The 16149-nt window shown below is 61.7% G+C and carries 14 protein-coding genes and 1 pseudogene; 2 read left to right on the forward strand and 13 right to left on the reverse strand.

The window, feature by feature from the left end; all coding sequences use genetic code 11:
- Positions 1-17: 17 nt before the first annotated feature.
- From ESZ53_RS08590 to ESZ53_RS08645, 12 genes and pseudogenes are all read right to left on the reverse strand, one after another.
- A complete protein-coding gene (locus ESZ53_RS08590; RefSeq protein WP_129072445.1) occupies positions 18-908 on the reverse strand; it encodes a hypothetical protein in 891 nt (296 codons plus the stop codon).
- The gene (locus ESZ53_RS08595; protein ID WP_129072446.1) at positions 905-1564 is read right to left on the reverse strand and encodes a signal peptidase I; all 660 of its coding nucleotides are present in this window, start codon (positions 1562-1564) and stop codon (positions 905-907) included. Before ESZ53_RS08595 ends, ESZ53_RS08590 begins: the two co-directional genes overlap by 4 nt.
- 71 nt (positions 1565-1635) lie before the next feature.
- On the reverse strand, positions 1636-2142 hold the full coding sequence (locus ESZ53_RS08600) for a hypothetical protein (RefSeq protein ID WP_129072447.1): 507 nt from the start codon (positions 2140-2142) through the stop codon (positions 1636-1638).
- 127 nt (positions 2143-2269) lie between these two features.
- Positions 2270-3517 carry an FAD-binding oxidoreductase gene (locus ESZ53_RS08605; RefSeq protein ID WP_129072448.1) on the reverse strand — a complete coding sequence of 416 codons (1248 nt, stop codon included), beginning with the start codon at positions 3515-3517 and terminating at the stop codon, positions 2270-2272.
- A gap of 72 nt (positions 3518-3589) precedes the next feature.
- Positions 3590-4648, reverse strand: a complete 1059-nt coding sequence (locus tag ESZ53_RS08610; RefSeq protein ID WP_246837267.1) for a D-2-hydroxyacid dehydrogenase — start codon at positions 4646-4648, stop codon at positions 3590-3592.
- 69 nt (positions 4649-4717) lie between these two features.
- Positions 4718-5197, reverse strand: a complete 480-nt coding sequence (locus ESZ53_RS08615; protein WP_129072449.1) for a ribose-5-phosphate isomerase — start codon at positions 5195-5197, stop codon at positions 4718-4720.
- Positions 5194-6909, reverse strand: a complete 1716-nt coding sequence (locus ESZ53_RS08620) for a dihydroxyacetone kinase family protein (protein ID WP_129072450.1) — start codon at positions 6907-6909, stop codon at positions 5194-5196. Before ESZ53_RS08620 ends, ESZ53_RS08615 begins: the two co-directional genes overlap by 4 nt.
- Positions 6906-7823 (reverse strand): annotated as a pseudogene (locus tag ESZ53_RS08625) (NAD(P)-dependent oxidoreductase); the annotation flags it as partial. The pseudogene ESZ53_RS08625 and the gene ESZ53_RS08620, both read right to left, overlap by 4 nt.
- Complete coding sequence (locus tag ESZ53_RS08630; RefSeq protein ID WP_129072452.1) at positions 7793-8761, reverse strand: sugar phosphate isomerase/epimerase; 969 nt, start codon at positions 8759-8761, stop codon at positions 7793-7795. The gene ESZ53_RS08630 and the pseudogene ESZ53_RS08625, both read right to left, overlap by 31 nt.
- Positions 8758-9675 carry a carbohydrate ABC transporter permease gene (locus tag ESZ53_RS08635; RefSeq protein ID WP_210403783.1) on the reverse strand — a complete coding sequence of 306 codons (918 nt, stop codon included), beginning with the start codon at positions 9673-9675 and terminating at the stop codon, positions 8758-8760. Before ESZ53_RS08635 ends, ESZ53_RS08630 begins: the two co-directional genes overlap by 4 nt.
- A complete protein-coding gene (locus ESZ53_RS08640; RefSeq protein ID WP_129072453.1) occupies positions 9675-10616 on the reverse strand; it encodes a carbohydrate ABC transporter permease in 942 nt (313 codons plus the stop codon). The genes ESZ53_RS08635 and ESZ53_RS08640 overlap by 1 nt, the downstream gene beginning before the upstream one ends.
- A complete protein-coding gene (locus tag ESZ53_RS08645) occupies positions 10613-11881 on the reverse strand; it encodes an extracellular solute-binding protein (protein ID WP_168187212.1) in 1269 nt (422 codons plus the stop codon). The genes ESZ53_RS08640 and ESZ53_RS08645 overlap by 4 nt, the downstream gene beginning before the upstream one ends.
- Before the next feature lie 222 nt (positions 11882-12103).
- Here ESZ53_RS08645 and ESZ53_RS08650 point away from each other — a divergent pair, with 222 nt between their 5' ends.
- Both ESZ53_RS08650 and ESZ53_RS08655 read left to right on the forward strand, forming a co-directional pair.
- A complete protein-coding gene (locus ESZ53_RS08650) occupies positions 12104-13138 on the forward strand; it encodes a LacI family DNA-binding transcriptional regulator (protein WP_129072455.1) in 1035 nt (344 codons plus the stop codon).
- Positions 13135-15468 carry a glycoside hydrolase family 3 N-terminal domain-containing protein gene (locus ESZ53_RS08655; RefSeq protein ID WP_129072456.1) on the forward strand — a complete coding sequence of 778 codons (2334 nt, stop codon included), beginning with the start codon at positions 13135-13137 and terminating at the stop codon, positions 15466-15468. Before ESZ53_RS08650 ends, ESZ53_RS08655 begins: the two co-directional genes overlap by 4 nt.
- A gap of 37 nt (positions 15469-15505) precedes the next feature.
- Here ESZ53_RS08655 and ESZ53_RS08660 read toward each other — a convergent pair whose 3' ends face one another.
- On the reverse strand, positions 15506-16144 hold the full coding sequence (locus ESZ53_RS08660; RefSeq protein ID WP_129072457.1) for a TrmH family RNA methyltransferase: 639 nt from the start codon (positions 16142-16144) through the stop codon (positions 15506-15508).
- Positions 16145-16149: the final 5 nt, after the last annotated feature.

The raw sequence follows: 16149 nt of genomic DNA on the forward strand, positions 1-16149 counted from the left end.
ACTCGACAGTGCGCCGACTAGTAGCCGTGCACGCAGGCCGTGATTGTGCTCGACTGAGTGCCCTTGATTGCCGTCGCCCGACCGGTTGTTATGGCGTAGCTATCGGCGGGTGGGTTGTACACCGTCGGCACCGTAGTGAATTGGTACCCGGAGCCCGGTGACGGCGACCAACCAACATAGTTAACCGTCTTACCCGCGCTCAGGATGCGGTTTTTTGCGGCGGTGAGGTTCACGGTTGCTTGCCACCCAAAGAAGAATGGATTGGCTTGCAGATCGGTGACCGTTCCGGTCGCGGTGGTCACGATGCACGCCTGGGTGTCAGTCCAGGTCGTACGAGTTTGGGACACCGAGTAGTAGCTGGTGGAGCCGGGGGCAGCAATCGGCGGGTTGCTCACGCAGATAGTAATGGTGATCTGTTGCGTTTCGGTGAGGAGGCGATTGTTGTACGACGCGTTCCAATTCGAACCGCCCGAACCAGACCCGCTGATCACCAAGGCACTCGGTGCCGTTGTGGAGAAGGAAGCTTGCGTCGAACCGCTGTAATAGATGCCACCAGTCCCCGTCTGACCGTTGAACGGGGGCAACGTCATGTCGGCATTTAGCTGCCAGGCGCGAGGCGTGGCATCCGTTCCGCGCACTGTCACATCGACGCAGAAGCCGGCACTCGTCGGCGAAGCGGGAATATCCCACACCGTGGAATCGAGCACGGTCGCTGTGTTACCGGGCACGATCACGATAGAACTTGGCGTCGGAGCGGTAGAGGCCCAGGTGCCCGTTGTTGCTTCTGCAACGAACACAGCGGGGTCAGTCCACGCAGCGACAGTTTTCTGAGGAGCGGCGGCCGTCGCTCCGGCAAGCAGCAGCGCTACCGCCGCGAGAGCGATAGAGGCTAGGAGAACTCTCTTCATGAGCGCAACCGTTCCGCCGCATCAGCATCGGCATCAGCATCAGCATCAGCATCAGCATCAGCATCAGCATCAGCATCAGCATCAGCATCAGCATCAGCATCAGCATCGGCATCGGCATCGGCATCGGCATCGGCATCGGCAGCGATATTTGCCTGGCGTGAGCTCGCCGGCAACAGGGTCAAGACAAGGGAGGCGATGATCGCAACGGCCAGCGGAATACCAATCAGAGGAGAACCGAGCCCGGCGAGCACTGTTCCCGCCCGCGGAATTGTGAGCATCGGATGCAGCACACTGTCACCCGCGGCATAGACGTACGTTTCCGCATCCGGAGCATCATTGTCGTCGCCCTGCATTTCGAAAGCCACAGTGTCTCCCTCAGCGGTGACCGCGATGACGCGATGCGTAATCAGATTGCCGGTGATCGTGGAAGGCAAGCTCGCAACATCCCCCACCTTGACGTCGCCAACAGGAACAGGGAACGCGACCAACAGGTCGCCCGTCCGGATGCTGGGCTGCATCGAATCGGAGACGACAATCAGTGGCTGAATCGCGCCGACAGCGTTAGCGATCCAGAGAATTCCGGTGACGGCGCCGATCACTGCCAATACCCACAACAGTCCGTCGCCGGCGGAGCGAAGCATTTGTGCCGCGCGCACTAGGGCACATCCGTCGTGCCGCTGAAAGCGATTTGCACGGAGCCAGAGGAGAGCCCTTGGTACGACGTTGGCTAATTAGCCGGAGTCGTCACCACGACGTTCAGCGGCAGGGTCGAATTTGCCGCGAGAACCGCCGAGGTAAACGCGGCACTAGTCGTGCGCACTTCCAGGACGGCCGGGGCTGTTCCGCCGAAGACACTGTTGCCGCTCACTGCGAGGGGCTGAAGCGATACGTTCAAGGGCAGATCGCCGCCGTTGCGCAAGCAGATGGCAACGGTGCGCTTCTGGTCGGGCTTGAGGGCAGCGAACTCTCCCGAGGCGAGAGTGATGGCGACGGCGCCCGCGGCGGTATCTGCCTCGACATACGGCGATCCTGGAGCTGTCGGGCAGGCGCCGTTAACCGCCAATGCGCCATACAGCTCGATGGATGCCGCTTTCGCGCTCGCGGAAAGTGTCGTCTGGGCTGTCCACGCTGCGCTCGTGGCGGCAGCACCAATACCGACCAGAGCCACACTGGCAAGCGCCAGTCGGATGATCGTTGAGGCCTTTCGAGCGTTCGGCTCAAGAGACGGAGACATGACTTTCCTTAGGGAATTCTAACGTCCACGGTTCGGGTGTGTGGACGCTTTAGTCACGTTATCCGCACCGGGCGGGAACCGACATACTTTCAGTTGCTTCTGCCACGAACTGGGGGTGGAAGAGCACTCAGCGCAGTGGGTCGAAAGCCGTCAGCAGCGGGTGCTTGTCACCACCGGTGATCGATTCGGCGAGCATCCGCCCCGTCAACGGCCCAAGGGTGACGCCCCACATACCGTGACCGCCGGCAACGTGAACGCGCGGCGAGCGCGTTCCACCGACGAGCGGCAGACCGTCGGGAGTGCAGGGCCGTGAGCCGACCCATTCTTCTTCGCGGGCATCCCAGTCGACGCCGTCGAACATGGGCCTGGCCGCGTTGACGATGGTCTGGATGCGGCGAGAGTCGGCGGGAGCATCCACTGACCGAAATTCCATCATCCCTCCCACGCGCAGCCGATCACCGAGGGGTGTGCAGGCTACGCGCTGGGCGGGCAGGTAGATCGGGTGCGTCGGAATCACGGGCGGCTTCACGCTGAAGCTGTAGCCGCGACCTGATTGCACGACCTGGCGCACACCGAACTGGCGGGCAAGGTCGCCGAGCCAGGTTCCGGTCGCAATAACGACTTCGTTGCTAAGCACCGCATCGCGGCCCTCGACATCAACGGCAACACCGGCAGCACCGAGGTCGCGGATGCCGGTCGCTTTCGCGCCCTCCACAATCGTGGCTCCGCGAGCTCGCACGGATGCCGCGAGCACCTGCATGAACGAGGGCGGGTTGATGAAGCGCTGGCCATCCACGCGCAGCCCATGGGTCACAAGCTTCGAGACACTCGGCTCGAACTCACGCAGCTCGTCACCCGTGATTTTCTCAAAGCTCACGTGACCACCACCGGCGGCGACCTCATCAAACTCGTGGGTGATGACCTGGCGATGGGCATCACTCGTGAAAGCGGCGAGGAAGGGTTCGGCATGCTGGAGCGCCGCGGAGACTCCGCCCTCTTCCATGCGGTCGAAGGAGTCGAGGCTCCACTTGTTGATCTCGGCGAACGTGACCATGTTGCGACGCCACATCTTAGGTGTCGAGTGACGCGCGAAGCCCGCGAGGAACCGCAGCAGGGTCGAGTTAGCGGCGAGAGGAACGTACACCGGCGAGGTGGGATCGATAACCGCCTTGATGCCGACTTTGAAGATCGAAGGCTCCGGCAGCGGAAGCGTCAGGGCAGGAGCAACCCAGCCAGCGTTTCCGAGAGAGGCGCCCGCGGCGACGCCCGTGCGGTCGAGAACCGTGACCTCAACGCCACGCTCCTGCAGAAACCAGGCCGTGCACAGCCCCACGATTCCGGCGCCAATAATGATGACTTTCGCGGGCTGAGTCATAGTTCCCTACTTCGTGAAGCGCCGGTGCTGAGTACTCCATTGTGCCTCGCGACGGCCGCAGCGAGCGCAGCGTTAGTAGAAATGCACCGTGTCGACGACGTTGCGCAGGGCACGACCATCCAGAAAAGCGCTGGCGTTTCGAGCAAAGAGTCGCGCAATTTGCTCTTCTTGCGCGTAGCTCAGCGCTGCAGTGTGCGGGCTCAACAGCACGTTGTCCATCTCCCAGAGCGGGCTCGACTCCACCAGAGGCTCTGTTTCTACGACGTCGAGGGCCGCGAAGCCGACACGACCGTCTTCGAGCGCAGCAATCAGAGCCTGTTCGTCGATCACGCTGCCGCGCCCCACGTTGACCACGGTGACACCGGGCTTGACCATCGTGAGAAATTCGGCGTCGACAAGCTTTTCGGTGTGGGGAGTCCCCGGCAGCGACACCACGATTCCATCGGCGCGTTGAATTGCCGCGGGCAGGTTGTGCGGTTCGATGATCTCGGCGACTCCGGGAACGGTCTCGCCGCGGCGGCTCATACCGATGACATGAACGCCGAGCGCACTCAATTTTTCGGCCAGCGCCGACCCAATCCCGCCGAGTCCGAGGAGCAGTATCGTTTGGTCGCTGAGCTGCGCCATCGGCCACCGCTCACTCCACTCGTGTGCCTGGCTCTGCCGAAGCAGCCGAGGGAGCGACTTGCTCGCGGCCAGCAACCCAAATAATGCGAATTCCGCCAGCGGCCCGCCATGCACTCCCGCGGAGGTGGTGAACGCCACCCGATCGAGCTCGTGCCGTGTGAAGCCTGCTTCTCGAATCTGAGCTCCACCGCCCGCCGCCATGGTCTGAACCCAGCGAAGACCGTCATTCTGCTGCACAACCTCTTTCAGCAGCGGCGTCGACAGATCGGGGATTCCGTAGAGGGCGTCGGCAGAGTTGAGCAGTTGCATAAACTGCGATTGCTGCTGTGGTGAGCGACGAAAGTCGGGATCGCCCGCGTAGTCCGCCGTAAATCGCATCGGCGGCAACAACGACTGGTCGCGAATCAGTTGCACGCGCGGTTCCAACGATTCGATCAGCGCACACAGTTCTTCGCTGAGGGGCGTGGCTACCCCGACCGTTAATGTCTCTGCTGCGATTCCCACTCGAACCGACTCCTTTGGTTATGCCGCTGAGCCCGGGAGGCGAGTGGCGGATGTGCGGGAAACCGCTAATCAGACAGAGGGACGCAGTTCGTAGCGTTCGATCTCTGCGACCTTTTCGGCGGAGGCACTCGACGAGTCGAAGGTGTATCCAAGCCACTCCCGCGCAAGGCGTCGCGCAAGCTCGAGCCCGACGACGCGCTGACCGAAGCACAGCACTTGGGCGTTATTCGACAACACGCTTCGCTCCACGGAGTAGGAATCGTGGGCTGTCACCGCACGGATTCCTTCCACTTTGTTGGCGGCGATCGCAACGCCAAGACCAGTGCCGCACACGAGGAGAGCGCGATCGGCTTCGCCAGCGGCGACTAGGCGAGCGGCATCCACTGCAATGTGCGGATACGCCGTCGATTCACTTTCGGAGACTCCGACGTCGACGACGGAGGCTACACGCGGATCGGCTTCGAGATCCGCCTTCAATATTTCTTTGTAGTCGAATCCGGCATCGTCGCTACCGATAACGACACGGATCAGCGGGGTCGTAGTGCTCATGAATCTGCCTTCCAGGCTGTGCGGGGTTGAGCGAGTGCTCCAACGATCAACGCAAATGAGGTTGCGCCAGCGTCGGGTGTTCCGATGCTGCGCTCGGCGAGTGGTCGAGCCCGGCCCTTCTTGGGCGTCAGGCTCTCTGTCGCTGCTGCCGCTAGTGCTGCAGCAGCGGCCGCGTTACTCCAGGCAACGCTGAGCTTCTCACCGCGGTCTACTTCGCGCTTGAGAGTGTGGATGAACGGCACGAGCGCGTCGACGAATGTCTTGTCGCCCACCTCAGCTCCGCCTAACTGCTGAATAGCCTCGAGGAATGCCTCGGCAGCGTCCGTTACGACAGTGGCGTCGTACTCAAGACGGTCATCGCGAATCGCTTCCGCTGCGGCTTCAAGGCCGGCACCCCAGAGAACTCCGGAGGTTCCGCCGGCGCGGGTGGCCCACTCGCGCCCGGCTTGGCGGAGGTTCCACGCAACGCCACCCGACGTTGAGTTATCGACGATTCCTGCAGCGGCGTCAATACCCTTGACCATTCCGCGGCCGTGATCCCCGTCACCTGCGACCGCATCGATGTCGCCCAACTCGACGGCGTTGTCGTGCAGGACAGCGCGAACGGTCGAGACTGCGGCCACCAGCAGGGGCATCAGCGCCCGCGATGCTTCCGTAGATTCTGGGGCGGAGGCCTGAGCGATCGATGCCGCTCCCGGTTCAACAGGGGCGAGCGTGTCGAGGCCCGCGCTGATCTTTCGATAGGCCGGAGTGTAAGCATCAGCTGTCCAGGTGCGCTCAAGTTCTTCATCGAGCCACATCAGCGTGAGCGAACAGCCGCCCATGTCGAGGCTCGTTACGAGTTCTCCGACCTCAACTCCCACTGCCGCTAAACCAGCATCCTTCAGCAATCGCGAAAGCGCCTTCCACACGACGAAGAGTTCTTCATACTTCGTCGTTCCCAACCCGTTGAGGATGACAGCGACGCGGGTCGAGTCTCCGACAGGCCGTTCGCTCAGAACACCATCGAGAAGCAATCGAGCAAGTTCATCGGCGGTGAGCCGCGGAACGTCGCGCACCCCTGGTTCGCCATGGATTCCGAGCCCAACGCTCATCGAGCCGGACGGGATGGAGAACAGCGGCTCGGCTGAACCCGGCATCGTGCATCCAGAGAATGCAACACCGAGTGAGCGAGTTGAGCCGTTCGCAGCCCGGCCAAGACGCTCAACCTCGTCGAGCGAGAGACCTTCCGCTGCTGCGGCACCCATCACCTTGAAGACGGTAAAGTCGCCGGCAATTCCGCGGCGTTGATCTGCTTCGGGCGAGGAACCCACATCATCGGTGACAAGCACAACGCGCGTATCGATGCCTTCGCTGCGCAGACGATCAGCCGCGATTCCGAAGTTCATGACGTCTCCGGCGTAGTTGCCGAAGCTCAGAACCACACCACGGCCCTCATTCGCAGCCTTAGCTACTGAATACACCTGTGCGGCCGACGGGGAGGTGAAAATGTTGCCCACAACGGCGCCGGTGGCGAAACCGGGACCGACGAGGCCAGCGAATGCTGGGTAGTGGCCCGATCCGCCACCGATGACAACAGCGACCTTGGGCTCACCGCGACGATGGGCGACCACACCACCGGGTACTCCTGACAGGCGATCGGCGTAGAGCTCTACAAAGCCGTCGAGAGCATCCTCGGCAAAGTCTGAAGGGTCGTTGAAGAGAACGGTCATTTGTCGCTCGCAGCAAAGAGCGTGCTGATGATCGAGTCGTCTTCTGCAGCAAGTCCCGCTGCTTCGCCCATGCGATACAACTGTTCCGCCGCGCTCGCCAGCGGAACGCTGACTTTCCGCTCGCGGGCAACGTCGCCGACAATACCCATGTCTTTGCCGATCACGTCGAGTCGCGAACGAAGCGGTGGGGTTTCCCCGCGCAACTGCTGCGCGATACGAGGACCACGGTCAGCGAACATGAACGAGGCGGCAGCGCCCGCGCCGAGAACGTCAATAACCATGTCGAGGTCAAGACCGAGCTGATGCGCCAGCGCAAGTGCTTCAGCAGCCGCTGCAGTGTGGATGCCGCACAGAAGCTGATTGACCGCCTTAAGCTGCTGGCCTTGGCCAACTTTGTCGCCCACGACGCACACGGTAGAACCGAGCGCATCGAGTACCGGCTGCGTTGCAGACCGCGCCTCAGGCGAGCCGCCGACCATGATGAGAAGATCGCCGGTTTCCGCGCGAACCGGTCCGCCAGAAAGGGCGGCGTCCACACAGAGAATGCCCCGAGTGGCAAGGAGATCGGCGGAGCGCACCAGGGCGGTCTCACCAACGGTCGACGTGATGACGACAACTGACCCTGGCTGAAGCGCATCAGCGACGCCGCCCGCTGCGAAGAGCGCCGTGTCGAGCTGCGCGGCATCGCGAACGATCAGAACGACGACGTCGGCACCATCCGCTGCCTGTTCGAGCGACGACGCCGGCATAGCCCCGGCCTCTGCGGCTTTCTCAAGCGCAACGGGGTTGATGTCGTACACCTTCACGTCGAAGGATTTCGTCAAGTGGGTCGCCATGGGCAGGCCCATCGCGCCGAGGCCGATTACCGTCACATTTGTCATTTTCAGCTCTCCAGTCCGCGCACGGCGGTGCGTGCTTCTCCGAGTGCGACCGCAATCATGCGTCGCACGTAGTCCGCGTTGCGTGCCGCGACGGAGAGACCGTCGCCGCCGTAGTGTTCGACACAGAACGGTGCCGCGAACCCTGCTGCGATCGCGGAAGTGATGGCGGCCCGGTAGTTCATCGAACCAAACTCCATGGGAGCCGGCACCGTCGTAACGAAGCCGCGCTCGCGGTCCTCATCACGGAAGTAGTTCTTGACGTGCCAGTAGTTCGACACCGGCGCACAGCGCGCACTTGCTTCGAGAAAGTCCTCGATATCGCGATGCAGTCGGTACATGTTGCCGAGGTCGGGGTTGAGGCCGACGTTGGAAAGCCCTACCGACTCGACGAGTCGAAGGCCGCCATCGACAGTGCCGATCAGCGTGTCTTCATACATCTCCAGTGAGACCGCGATTCCGAGGTCGGCGGCGTGCGAGCCGAGTTCGCGGATGCGCGTGGTCGCGAGATCCCAGGTCGCGTCGTCTTGATCGTCGACTGGCCCGGGTTCGGTCCAGAACCACTGCGAAGTCTTTTGTCCTGGCAAGAGTGGTCGGTGCAGCCCGAAACTCACCAGCGGGATGCCAAGCTTGGCAGCCGCGTCGAGGGTGCGATGGCTGTAGGCGAGGTTGTCGTCGCCAACCACCGGGTCGATCACGCTTCGGCGTATTGCTGAGATTGCAATCGGTCGAAGGTGAGCTTCTGCAATAACGGCCGACAGTTCCTCGAGTCGTGCCGACGAAAGATCGCCCGCCTGCACCCAGTTGTCGGTGACATCGACGCTATCGATACCTTCGAATGCGACCTGCGCGAGCTGATCAAACCACGCCTCGGGGCTAGCATCCTGGCTCGCCGCGAAGGGAAGCATCGCAGCGGCAATGGGCCACGATGCGCTCGAGGCATACGTTGAATCTGCTGCTGAATTGTCGCTCATTTTCCGAATCCTGCCGTCAAGCCTGCAACGAGCTGTCGACGCCCGAAGATGTACAAGGTCAAAATCGGGATCATCGACATGACCACTGCGGCCATAATCCCGGGAACGTCCACCGTGAGTTCACTCTGAAAGCTCCACAGCGCAAGCGGAAGAACCCGCACGGATGGGCTTTGAGTGAGCACCAGCGGAAAGAGAAATCCGTTCCAGACGCCCAGAGCGTTATAGATGCCGACCGTGATCAAGGCCGGACGCGACAGCGGAAGCACAAGCTTCCACAGCATCATCCAGTCCGTAGCACCTTCGAGACGCATCGACTCGAAAAGCTCGCCCGGGATGTCCCGGAGAAAGTTCACCAAAATGACAATGGTGATCGGAATCGCGAAGGCGGCTGACGGAATGATCAGGGCCAGCAAAGTGTCGTAAAGCCCCATCTGAGAAAGCATGTAGAAGATAGGGATGATTGCCGCTTGGAGCGGAACGGCGAGGCCGAGCAACACCAGCGAAAATGCAGTCCGCGACACGACGTGGGTGTTCCGTGCAATCGTGTACGCCGCCAACAGGGAGACAAATACCGCGATGATGACGGCCGCAATCGTCACAATGACCGAGTTGGTGAAGTAGCCGAAGAAGCCCGAGTCGAAGACCTTGACATAGTTGGCGAGCGTCGGCTCGGAGGGAAGCGACAACGGTGCGTCGGAGAAGAAGGTAGTGCTGCTGCGGAAACTGGTGGTCAGAACCCAATAGAGAGGGATGACAACGATAAGCAGCCAGAGCGCGCCACCCAGACCGCCAGGAATGTTGGTGTGCTTACTGAAGAGCGATGGCCACCGGCGCACGGGCGCAGACTTAGTCGGCGGTGCAGTAACGGGTGGTGCAGTGACCCGCACGGGATCCACTGAAGTGGTGGTACTCATTACATTCCCTCCTGTTGACTCTTCATTTTCGAGAACCCGCTCCAGCGCGTCAGCGCAAGCGAAAGCACGAGCCCAATCAGCACGAGAACCGTGGCAATCACGCTTGCCTTGCCCATCTCTGCCGAGCGGAACCCGGTGAGGTACATGTGGAGCGGCAGCACGCGTGTCGCGTATCCCGGCCCACCGGCTGTCATCACGAAGATGAGGTCGAAGTAGGTCAAAGATCCCACCATAATCAGCGTGGATGACGTCACGATGGTGTACTTCAACTGCGGAACGGTGATCGTGAAGAACTGCATGATTTTGCCAGCACCGTCGATCGATGCCGCCTCATAAAGCGAAGCGGGGATCTGACGCACACCGCCCTGGTACAGCAGCGTGTGAAGGGGAACGAAGTGCCACGCGATCACCAGAATGACCATGATGAGCACCGTGTTCTTATCGCCGAGCCAGTTATGCGCGAGCCATCCGAAGCCGTCTTGTGTGGAGAGTCCGAAGTTCGGGTCGAGCAAGTTCTTGTAGGCAAGTGCTACCGCCGCCGACGAGAGCAGAAGCGGAACAAAGAAGATGAGTCCGGCGAAGGATCGGAACCCTCCCGAGCGCGCGATCCACACTCCAAGGAGCATGCTGATCGGGCCTTGAACGAGCAGGCTTCCGAACATCACGGCGAACGTGATGCCGAGCGTCGTGTAGGTCACGGGGTCGGTGACGAACCAGAGCCAGTTGTCGGCTCCCAGCCACTGCGGCGTGCCGAGCCCGCTCCACTGCGTGAACGACAGAACTACTGCCCCGAGCAACGGCAGGATGGCGAAGCCACCGAACAAGAGCGCTGCGGGAAGCAAGAACCAGAGTGACGGCCCGCCTGACCGTTGTCTAGCAGCGAGCGCCGACCCACGACGGGGAGCACGGATGCTCCCCGTCGTCGTTGTTACGGTCGTCACTTGATTGTCGCGTTCATGAGCTGCATGAACTCGTCGGCGTCGATTTCCTGCAGGAACACTCGGTCGAGCTGAACCGTGAGTTCGGCGCCCTGAGCGGGTGATAGTGCCTGATCCCAGGAGAGCTGGAAGTTCGCGGCGTCATCCGACAGATCGAAGACGAACGACTGGAAGTCGGCGTCGTCGCGCTGGTCAATTAGATCTTTCGCGTCGCTTACCCCGGGAACGGCAGAGCGCTCGAGGACCTCGCCAATGTAGGCGTCATTCATCACTTCGGTCGCCAGGAAGTCGGTGACAATCGCTTTATGAGCGTCTGTCGCCGCTGATGCTACCGACCAGTAGTTCGACGGGTTGCCGACGAGGTCGGTGGTGTCTCCCGAGCCTGAGCCAACCGTGGGGAAGGTGACGTAGCCCAGATCGCCGCTGGCGACGAAATCAGGAGCCTTGGTCTGGATGTTGGAGTAGGCCTGAGAAAGAGCGACCATCATTGCAGCCTTGCCGGTGTAGAGCAGTGCATCCGCAGCTCCACTTCCGTAGTCGAGTGCAGCAAAGTCTGAGTTGAAGCCATCAGCCTTGACGAGGTCCTGAATCATGTCGATCGATTCTGCGATAGCGGGATCTGACCAGGCGTCGGGCTCATTGGCGACAATCGCGTCGAAGACCTCGGGGCCACCGATTCGATCGACCAGGTACGAGATGTACGGCAGCTGCGGCCATTTGCTCGCTCCAGCCAACGCGATCGGCGCGACGCCGGCGTCGTTGAAGACCGGAACGAGATCCATGAGGTCGTCCCACGATTCAGGAGGAGTAGCTCCCACTTCCTCGAACACGGACTTGTTGTACAGGATGACAACGGGCTGGATGTTGTTGATGGCGGCGCCGTACACCGCACCATCGAAGGTGGCGTTGTCGTTCACTGCATCGAGATAGCGGTCGGTGATCTCGGGATCTTCGATGGGATCGATGTAGCCGGCGTCGACGTAGCCTTCGAGTACTCCGCCGCCCCAGCCGAACATCAAGTCGGGCCCTTGACCTGCTCCGAGAGCGATGCGGAGCTTGTCGGAGTAGCCGTCGTTTCCGAACATCTGAAGTTCGATAGGCCTGTCGGGGTTGGTTTCGTTCCAACGATCAACCGCTGCTTCGTAGGAGGCTGACTGCCCGCCCTCTACGCCCCAGACGACTGCCGTCGAAGAGCCGCCGTCGCTACCGGAGCCGCTGCATCCGGTGAGCGCGAGAACTCCCGCTGTTAGCACCGCAACGCCAGTCATAAATCTTTGTTTTTTGGCCCGCAACATATGTGTCCCACTTCTCTTCGTTGAGTTGTTTCTCGAAAATGTTTCGAAGCACTTTCGGTGTCTCGTGAGTCACACTATGGCGAAAACGCGGGCACTGTCAAATATTTGTTGCGGAATGCAGCAAACTGATGTGAACGAGTCATTGAAAGTTTTCGAGTTCTTGGATAGTCTTTCGATCTCGACACTAGGAGCACCATGGAAAGCACGAAAGCACAGCGGCCGACGCTGAACGACGTCGCCCAACATGCCGGCGTTTCTATCGCTACCGCCTCAAAAGCGCTCAACGGCCGCAGCGACGTCGCGGCATCCACACGCGCTCGAATCGAAGTCGCTATTGAAGCAACCGGGTACGGCGCCGGTCGCCCCCGCGGCGCTGCCGCAGCACCGACGATTGAATTTCTTGTCGACAAACTCACCAGTCCGTACGCCATGGAAATTTTGCGCGGCGTCACCCTCGCTGCCGAAGACGCTGGAATCGACGTAGTCGTCGGCCGTTTTCGCCCCAGCCCCCACAAATCCGATCAGGAGGTGATTCGCCGACTCAATCGATCGGGGCGCGTGGGGGCCATCATCCTCACAGTCGATATGTCAGAGGCCACCCATCAAGCAATCTCTCGGTCAGCTCTGCCGATCGTGCTCATCGACCCTCTCCGCATGGACGGTTCGTCGGTCGCTTCGGTCGGCTCCACCAACTGGATCGGGGGCCGCAGCGCGACGGAGCACCTCATTGGCCTCGGCCACCGAAACATTGCGATCATTGGCGGCCCGGCTGAATCACTCAGCGCTCGTGCCCGCGTCGATGGCTTTCGGTCCGCAGCGGATGCCGCAGGCATAGCTGTCCCGGATGATTTCATCAGCCACACGGGCTTCGACCACGATGCGGCTGAACGCATTGCCCACGAGCTGCTCAGTCGCGACGATCGCCCCACCGCCATTGTTGCCTCAAGCGATGCGCAAGCAATGGGTGTGCTGGAAGCTGCGCGCCAGCTAGACATTCGCGTTCCCGAGCACCTGAGCCTTGTTGGCTATGACGACACCTATGTTGCGTCGTGGGCAAATCCCCCGCTGACCTGTGTCTATCAGCCGTTGCAAGACATCGGCCGGGTGGCTCTTCGCACCGTTCAGCAGCTCTCCGCCGGTGAGCATCTCGACTCCCACCACATCGAACTCGCTACCCGCCTCGTCGTCCGTGAATCAACGGCACCGCCTTCAGACAGGAACCACTCTTGACGACCTCTCCCCTTTCTTCCCCCCTCGCTGCCGCCTGGCATGACACGTCGCTCTCTGACGAGCAGCGCGCAACTGCGGCGCTGGAGGAAATGACGCTCGAAGAAAAGGTCGCGCAACTCGTCGGCTATTGGTTTGACAAGCGTGGCGCTGGTGAAGTCGTAGCGCCCATGCAGGACACTCTCGGCGCCACCCGTCCGCCGTTCGATCAGGTTGCCCCTCTCGGGCTCGGTCACTTCACCCGCGTCATCGGCACTGAACCCGGCACTGTTTCTGAAGTCACGGAACGGCTGAAAGAAAAGCAGCAACTGGTCGTGGATGCTTCGCGACTCGGCATCCCCGTTATTGCCCACGAAGAATGCCTCACTGGCGTCAACTCATTGGGGGCGACGGTATATCCCGCCCCTCTTGCATGGGGTGCAACCTTCGATCCCGCTCTTGCCAGGAAGGTGGGCGAAACGATCGGCGCCGACCTTCGGTCTCTCGGGATACATCAGGGCCTCTCACCGGTATTGGATGTCGTGCGCGACTACCGCTGGGGCCGCGTTGAGGAAACGATCGGCGAAGACCCGGTGCTCGTGGCCGCCGTCGGTTCCGCTTACACCAGCGGTTTGGAAGCCAGTGGCCTCATCGCTACGCTGAAGCACTTCGTGGCCTACTCCGCGTCTGCCTCGGGGCGTAATCATGCCCCCGTCTCGGCTGGTCCACGCGAGATCGCTGACGTGATGTTGGTGCCGTTCGAGGTTGCCGTGCGTGACAGCGGCGTGCGCTCGGTCATGAACTCCTACAGCGACATCGACGGCGTTCCCATTGCCGCCGATCGGGCGCTCCTCACCGGGCTCCTTCGCGACGAGTGGGGCTTCACCGGAACGGTCATCTCTGACTACTGGGCCATCGCCTTCCTCGCCAGCGCCCACGGGGTTGCCGCTGACGCCGCTTCTGCTGGCGCGCTGTCGCTCGCGGCCGGCATGGATGTCGAACTCCCCAACGGCATGTGCTTTCCCCCGCTCGTCGAAGCGGTGCGCTCCGGAGAGATGGACGAAGCTCTTGTCGATCGCGCGGTTCATCGTGTGCTGCTGCAGAAAGCCCAGCTGGGTCTCCTCGACGAGAACCCCGAAACGCACGGTCGAGTAATCGAACTCGACTCCGCTGATAACCGCGCCCTCGCTCGCACAGTGGCGGAAGCATCCATCGTGCTGCTGCGCAACGATGACGATCTTCTGCCCCTCGCTCCCGAATTCTCGGGTCGCATCGCCGTACTCGGCCCGATGGCCGCTGATCCACGAACGCTGCTTGGTTGCTACTCGTACCCCGTGCACGTGCTGCCGCGCTACCCGCAATTCGGACTGGGCATCGAGGTGCCGTCGTTCCTCGACGCACTGAGCGCCGAGTTCCCCGACGCGACCGTCACCCACGAGGCTGGCGCAAGCATTCTCGGGCCGGAGACGGGCAACCTCGAGCGAGCTGTCGAACTGGCCAAAGACGCCGACCTGGTCATCCTGACCGTGGGCGACCTGCCCGGAATGTTCGGCCGCGGAACCTCTGGCGAAGGATGCGACGCCGTCGATCTCGCGCTGCCGGGTTCGCAGGCTGCACTCGTGAATGCTGTGCTCGACACCGGAGCGTCAGTGATTCTGGTCACCAACAGCGGACGCCCCTACGCCTTCACCTATGGTGACCGCGTGCGCGCTGCTGTTCAGTCCTTCATCCCGGGCGAGGAAGGCGCTGGCGCTATCGTCGGCGTACTCAGCGGCCGAGTGAATCCCGGGGGAAAGCTTCCCGTACAGATTCCCCTCACGACGGGCGGCGGACAACACCTCTACTTGGGAGCGCCGCTCACCCGCACGATCGACAAGATCTCGAACCAGTCCACCTCACCGGCGTTCGCCTTCGGCCACGGACTCAGCTACACCACGTTCTCCCTCTCACCGGCTGCCCTTGCCACAGAAACGCTTGACGTCGACGGCACGACAACGCTGTCAGTCGAGGTGAAGAATACTGGTGCGGTCACCGGCTCCGAGACAGTGCAGGTCTACCTTTCCGACCCCGTTGCCAGCGTGGCACGACCCGTTCAGAAGCTCGTCGGTTTCTCGCGCGTTTCCCTCGAACCGGGCCAAGCTGCGCACGTCTCGTTCACGATCAGCCCCGAGCTCAGTGCCTACACCGGCATCGAGATGAAGCGCGTCGTCGAGCCAGGCGAGCTGATCTTCAGCGTCGGAACGTCAAGCGCCACAGCAACGGACGGGCTATCGCTCACGGTGACCGGCGAATCACGTATCGCCGGACACCACCGAATGATCATCGCCCCCGTCGACGTAGTCGTCGGAGGCTAACAGCAGAGCGCGGTGGGCCCGATCGAGCGGCGCGGGCCTACTTCGTGAAGCTCACGTGCTGAGTGATCCAGTTGTGCATCGCTACGGCGGCCGCGGCGGAAGCGTTGATCGAACGGGTCGAACCGAACTGGCTGATCTCCACGATATCCGTCGCGGCGTCGATGGCTTCGGGCGACAGCCCGGGGCCCTCCTGACCGAAGAGCAGCACGCAGCGCTGGGGCATGTCGTAGGTCTCGATGATGACGCTGCCGGGCACGTTGTCGATCGCAATGATCGGCAGGTCGTTGGCTTGAGTCCACTCCACAAAGGCTGCGACATCCGGATGATGCAGCACGTGCTGGTAGCGGTCGGTGACCATGGCACCGCGTTTGTTCCAGCGCCGCCGCCCAATGATGTGCACGGTGTCGGCACCGAACGCATTGGCACTGCGCACGATCGAACCGATGTTCATGTCGTGTTGCCAGTTCTCGATGGCAACGTGGAAAGGATGACGCGTCACGTCGAGATCGGCAACAATCGCTTCCATGTTCCAGTAGCGATACCGGTCGATAACGTTGCGGGTGTCGCCGCGTTCGAGCAGCACGGGATCGAAGTGGGGTTCGGTGGGCAATTCGCCCTGCCAGGGCCCCACGCCGTAGGTCGACAGCTCGACGCTGGGGTTCGGTTCAGTCACCATTCCAC

The organism is Salinibacterium sp. UTAS2018, assembly GCF_004118935.1.
GTDB lineage: Bacteria > Actinomycetota > Actinomycetes > Actinomycetales > Microbacteriaceae > Rhodoglobus.

What these genes read in the sequence shown, in the direction of transcription:
- ESZ53_RS08620 (WP_129072450.1), bottom strand. Translation starts at nt 6,909, where the DNA reads ATGACCGTTCTCTTCAACGACCCTTCAGACTTTGCCGAGGATGCTCTC.
- ESZ53_RS08600 (WP_129072447.1), bottom strand. Translation starts at nt 2,142, where the DNA reads ATGTCTCCGTCTCTTGAGCCGAACGCTCGAAAGGCCTCAACGATCATC.
- ESZ53_RS08635 (WP_210403783.1), bottom strand. Translation starts at nt 9,675, where the DNA reads ATGAGTACCACCACTTCAGTGGATCCCGTGCGGGTCACTGCACCACCC.
- ESZ53_RS08590 (WP_129072445.1), bottom strand. Translation starts at nt 908, where the DNA reads ATGAAGAGAGTTCTCCTAGCCTCTATCGCTCTCGCGGCGGTAGCGCTG.
- ESZ53_RS08650 (WP_129072455.1), top strand. Translation starts at nt 12,104, where the DNA reads ATGGAAAGCACGAAAGCACAGCGGCCGACGCTGAACGACGTCGCCCAA.
- ESZ53_RS08605 (WP_129072448.1), bottom strand. Translation starts at nt 3,517, where the DNA reads ATGACTCAGCCCGCGAAAGTCATCATTATTGGCGCCGGAATCGTGGGG.
- ESZ53_RS08645 (WP_168187212.1), bottom strand. Translation starts at nt 11,881, where the DNA reads ATGACTGGCGTTGCGGTGCTAACAGCGGGAGTTCTCGCGCTCACCGGA.
- ESZ53_RS08660 (WP_129072457.1), bottom strand. Translation starts at nt 16,144, where the DNA reads ATGGTGACTGAACCGAACCCCAGCGTCGAGCTGTCGACCTACGGCGTG.
- ESZ53_RS08615 (WP_129072449.1), bottom strand. Translation starts at nt 5,197, where the DNA reads ATGAGCACTACGACCCCGCTGATCCGTGTCGTTATCGGTAGCGACGAT.
- ESZ53_RS08630 (WP_129072452.1), bottom strand. Translation starts at nt 8,761, where the DNA reads ATGAGCGACAATTCAGCAGCAGATTCAACGTATGCCTCGAGCGCATCG.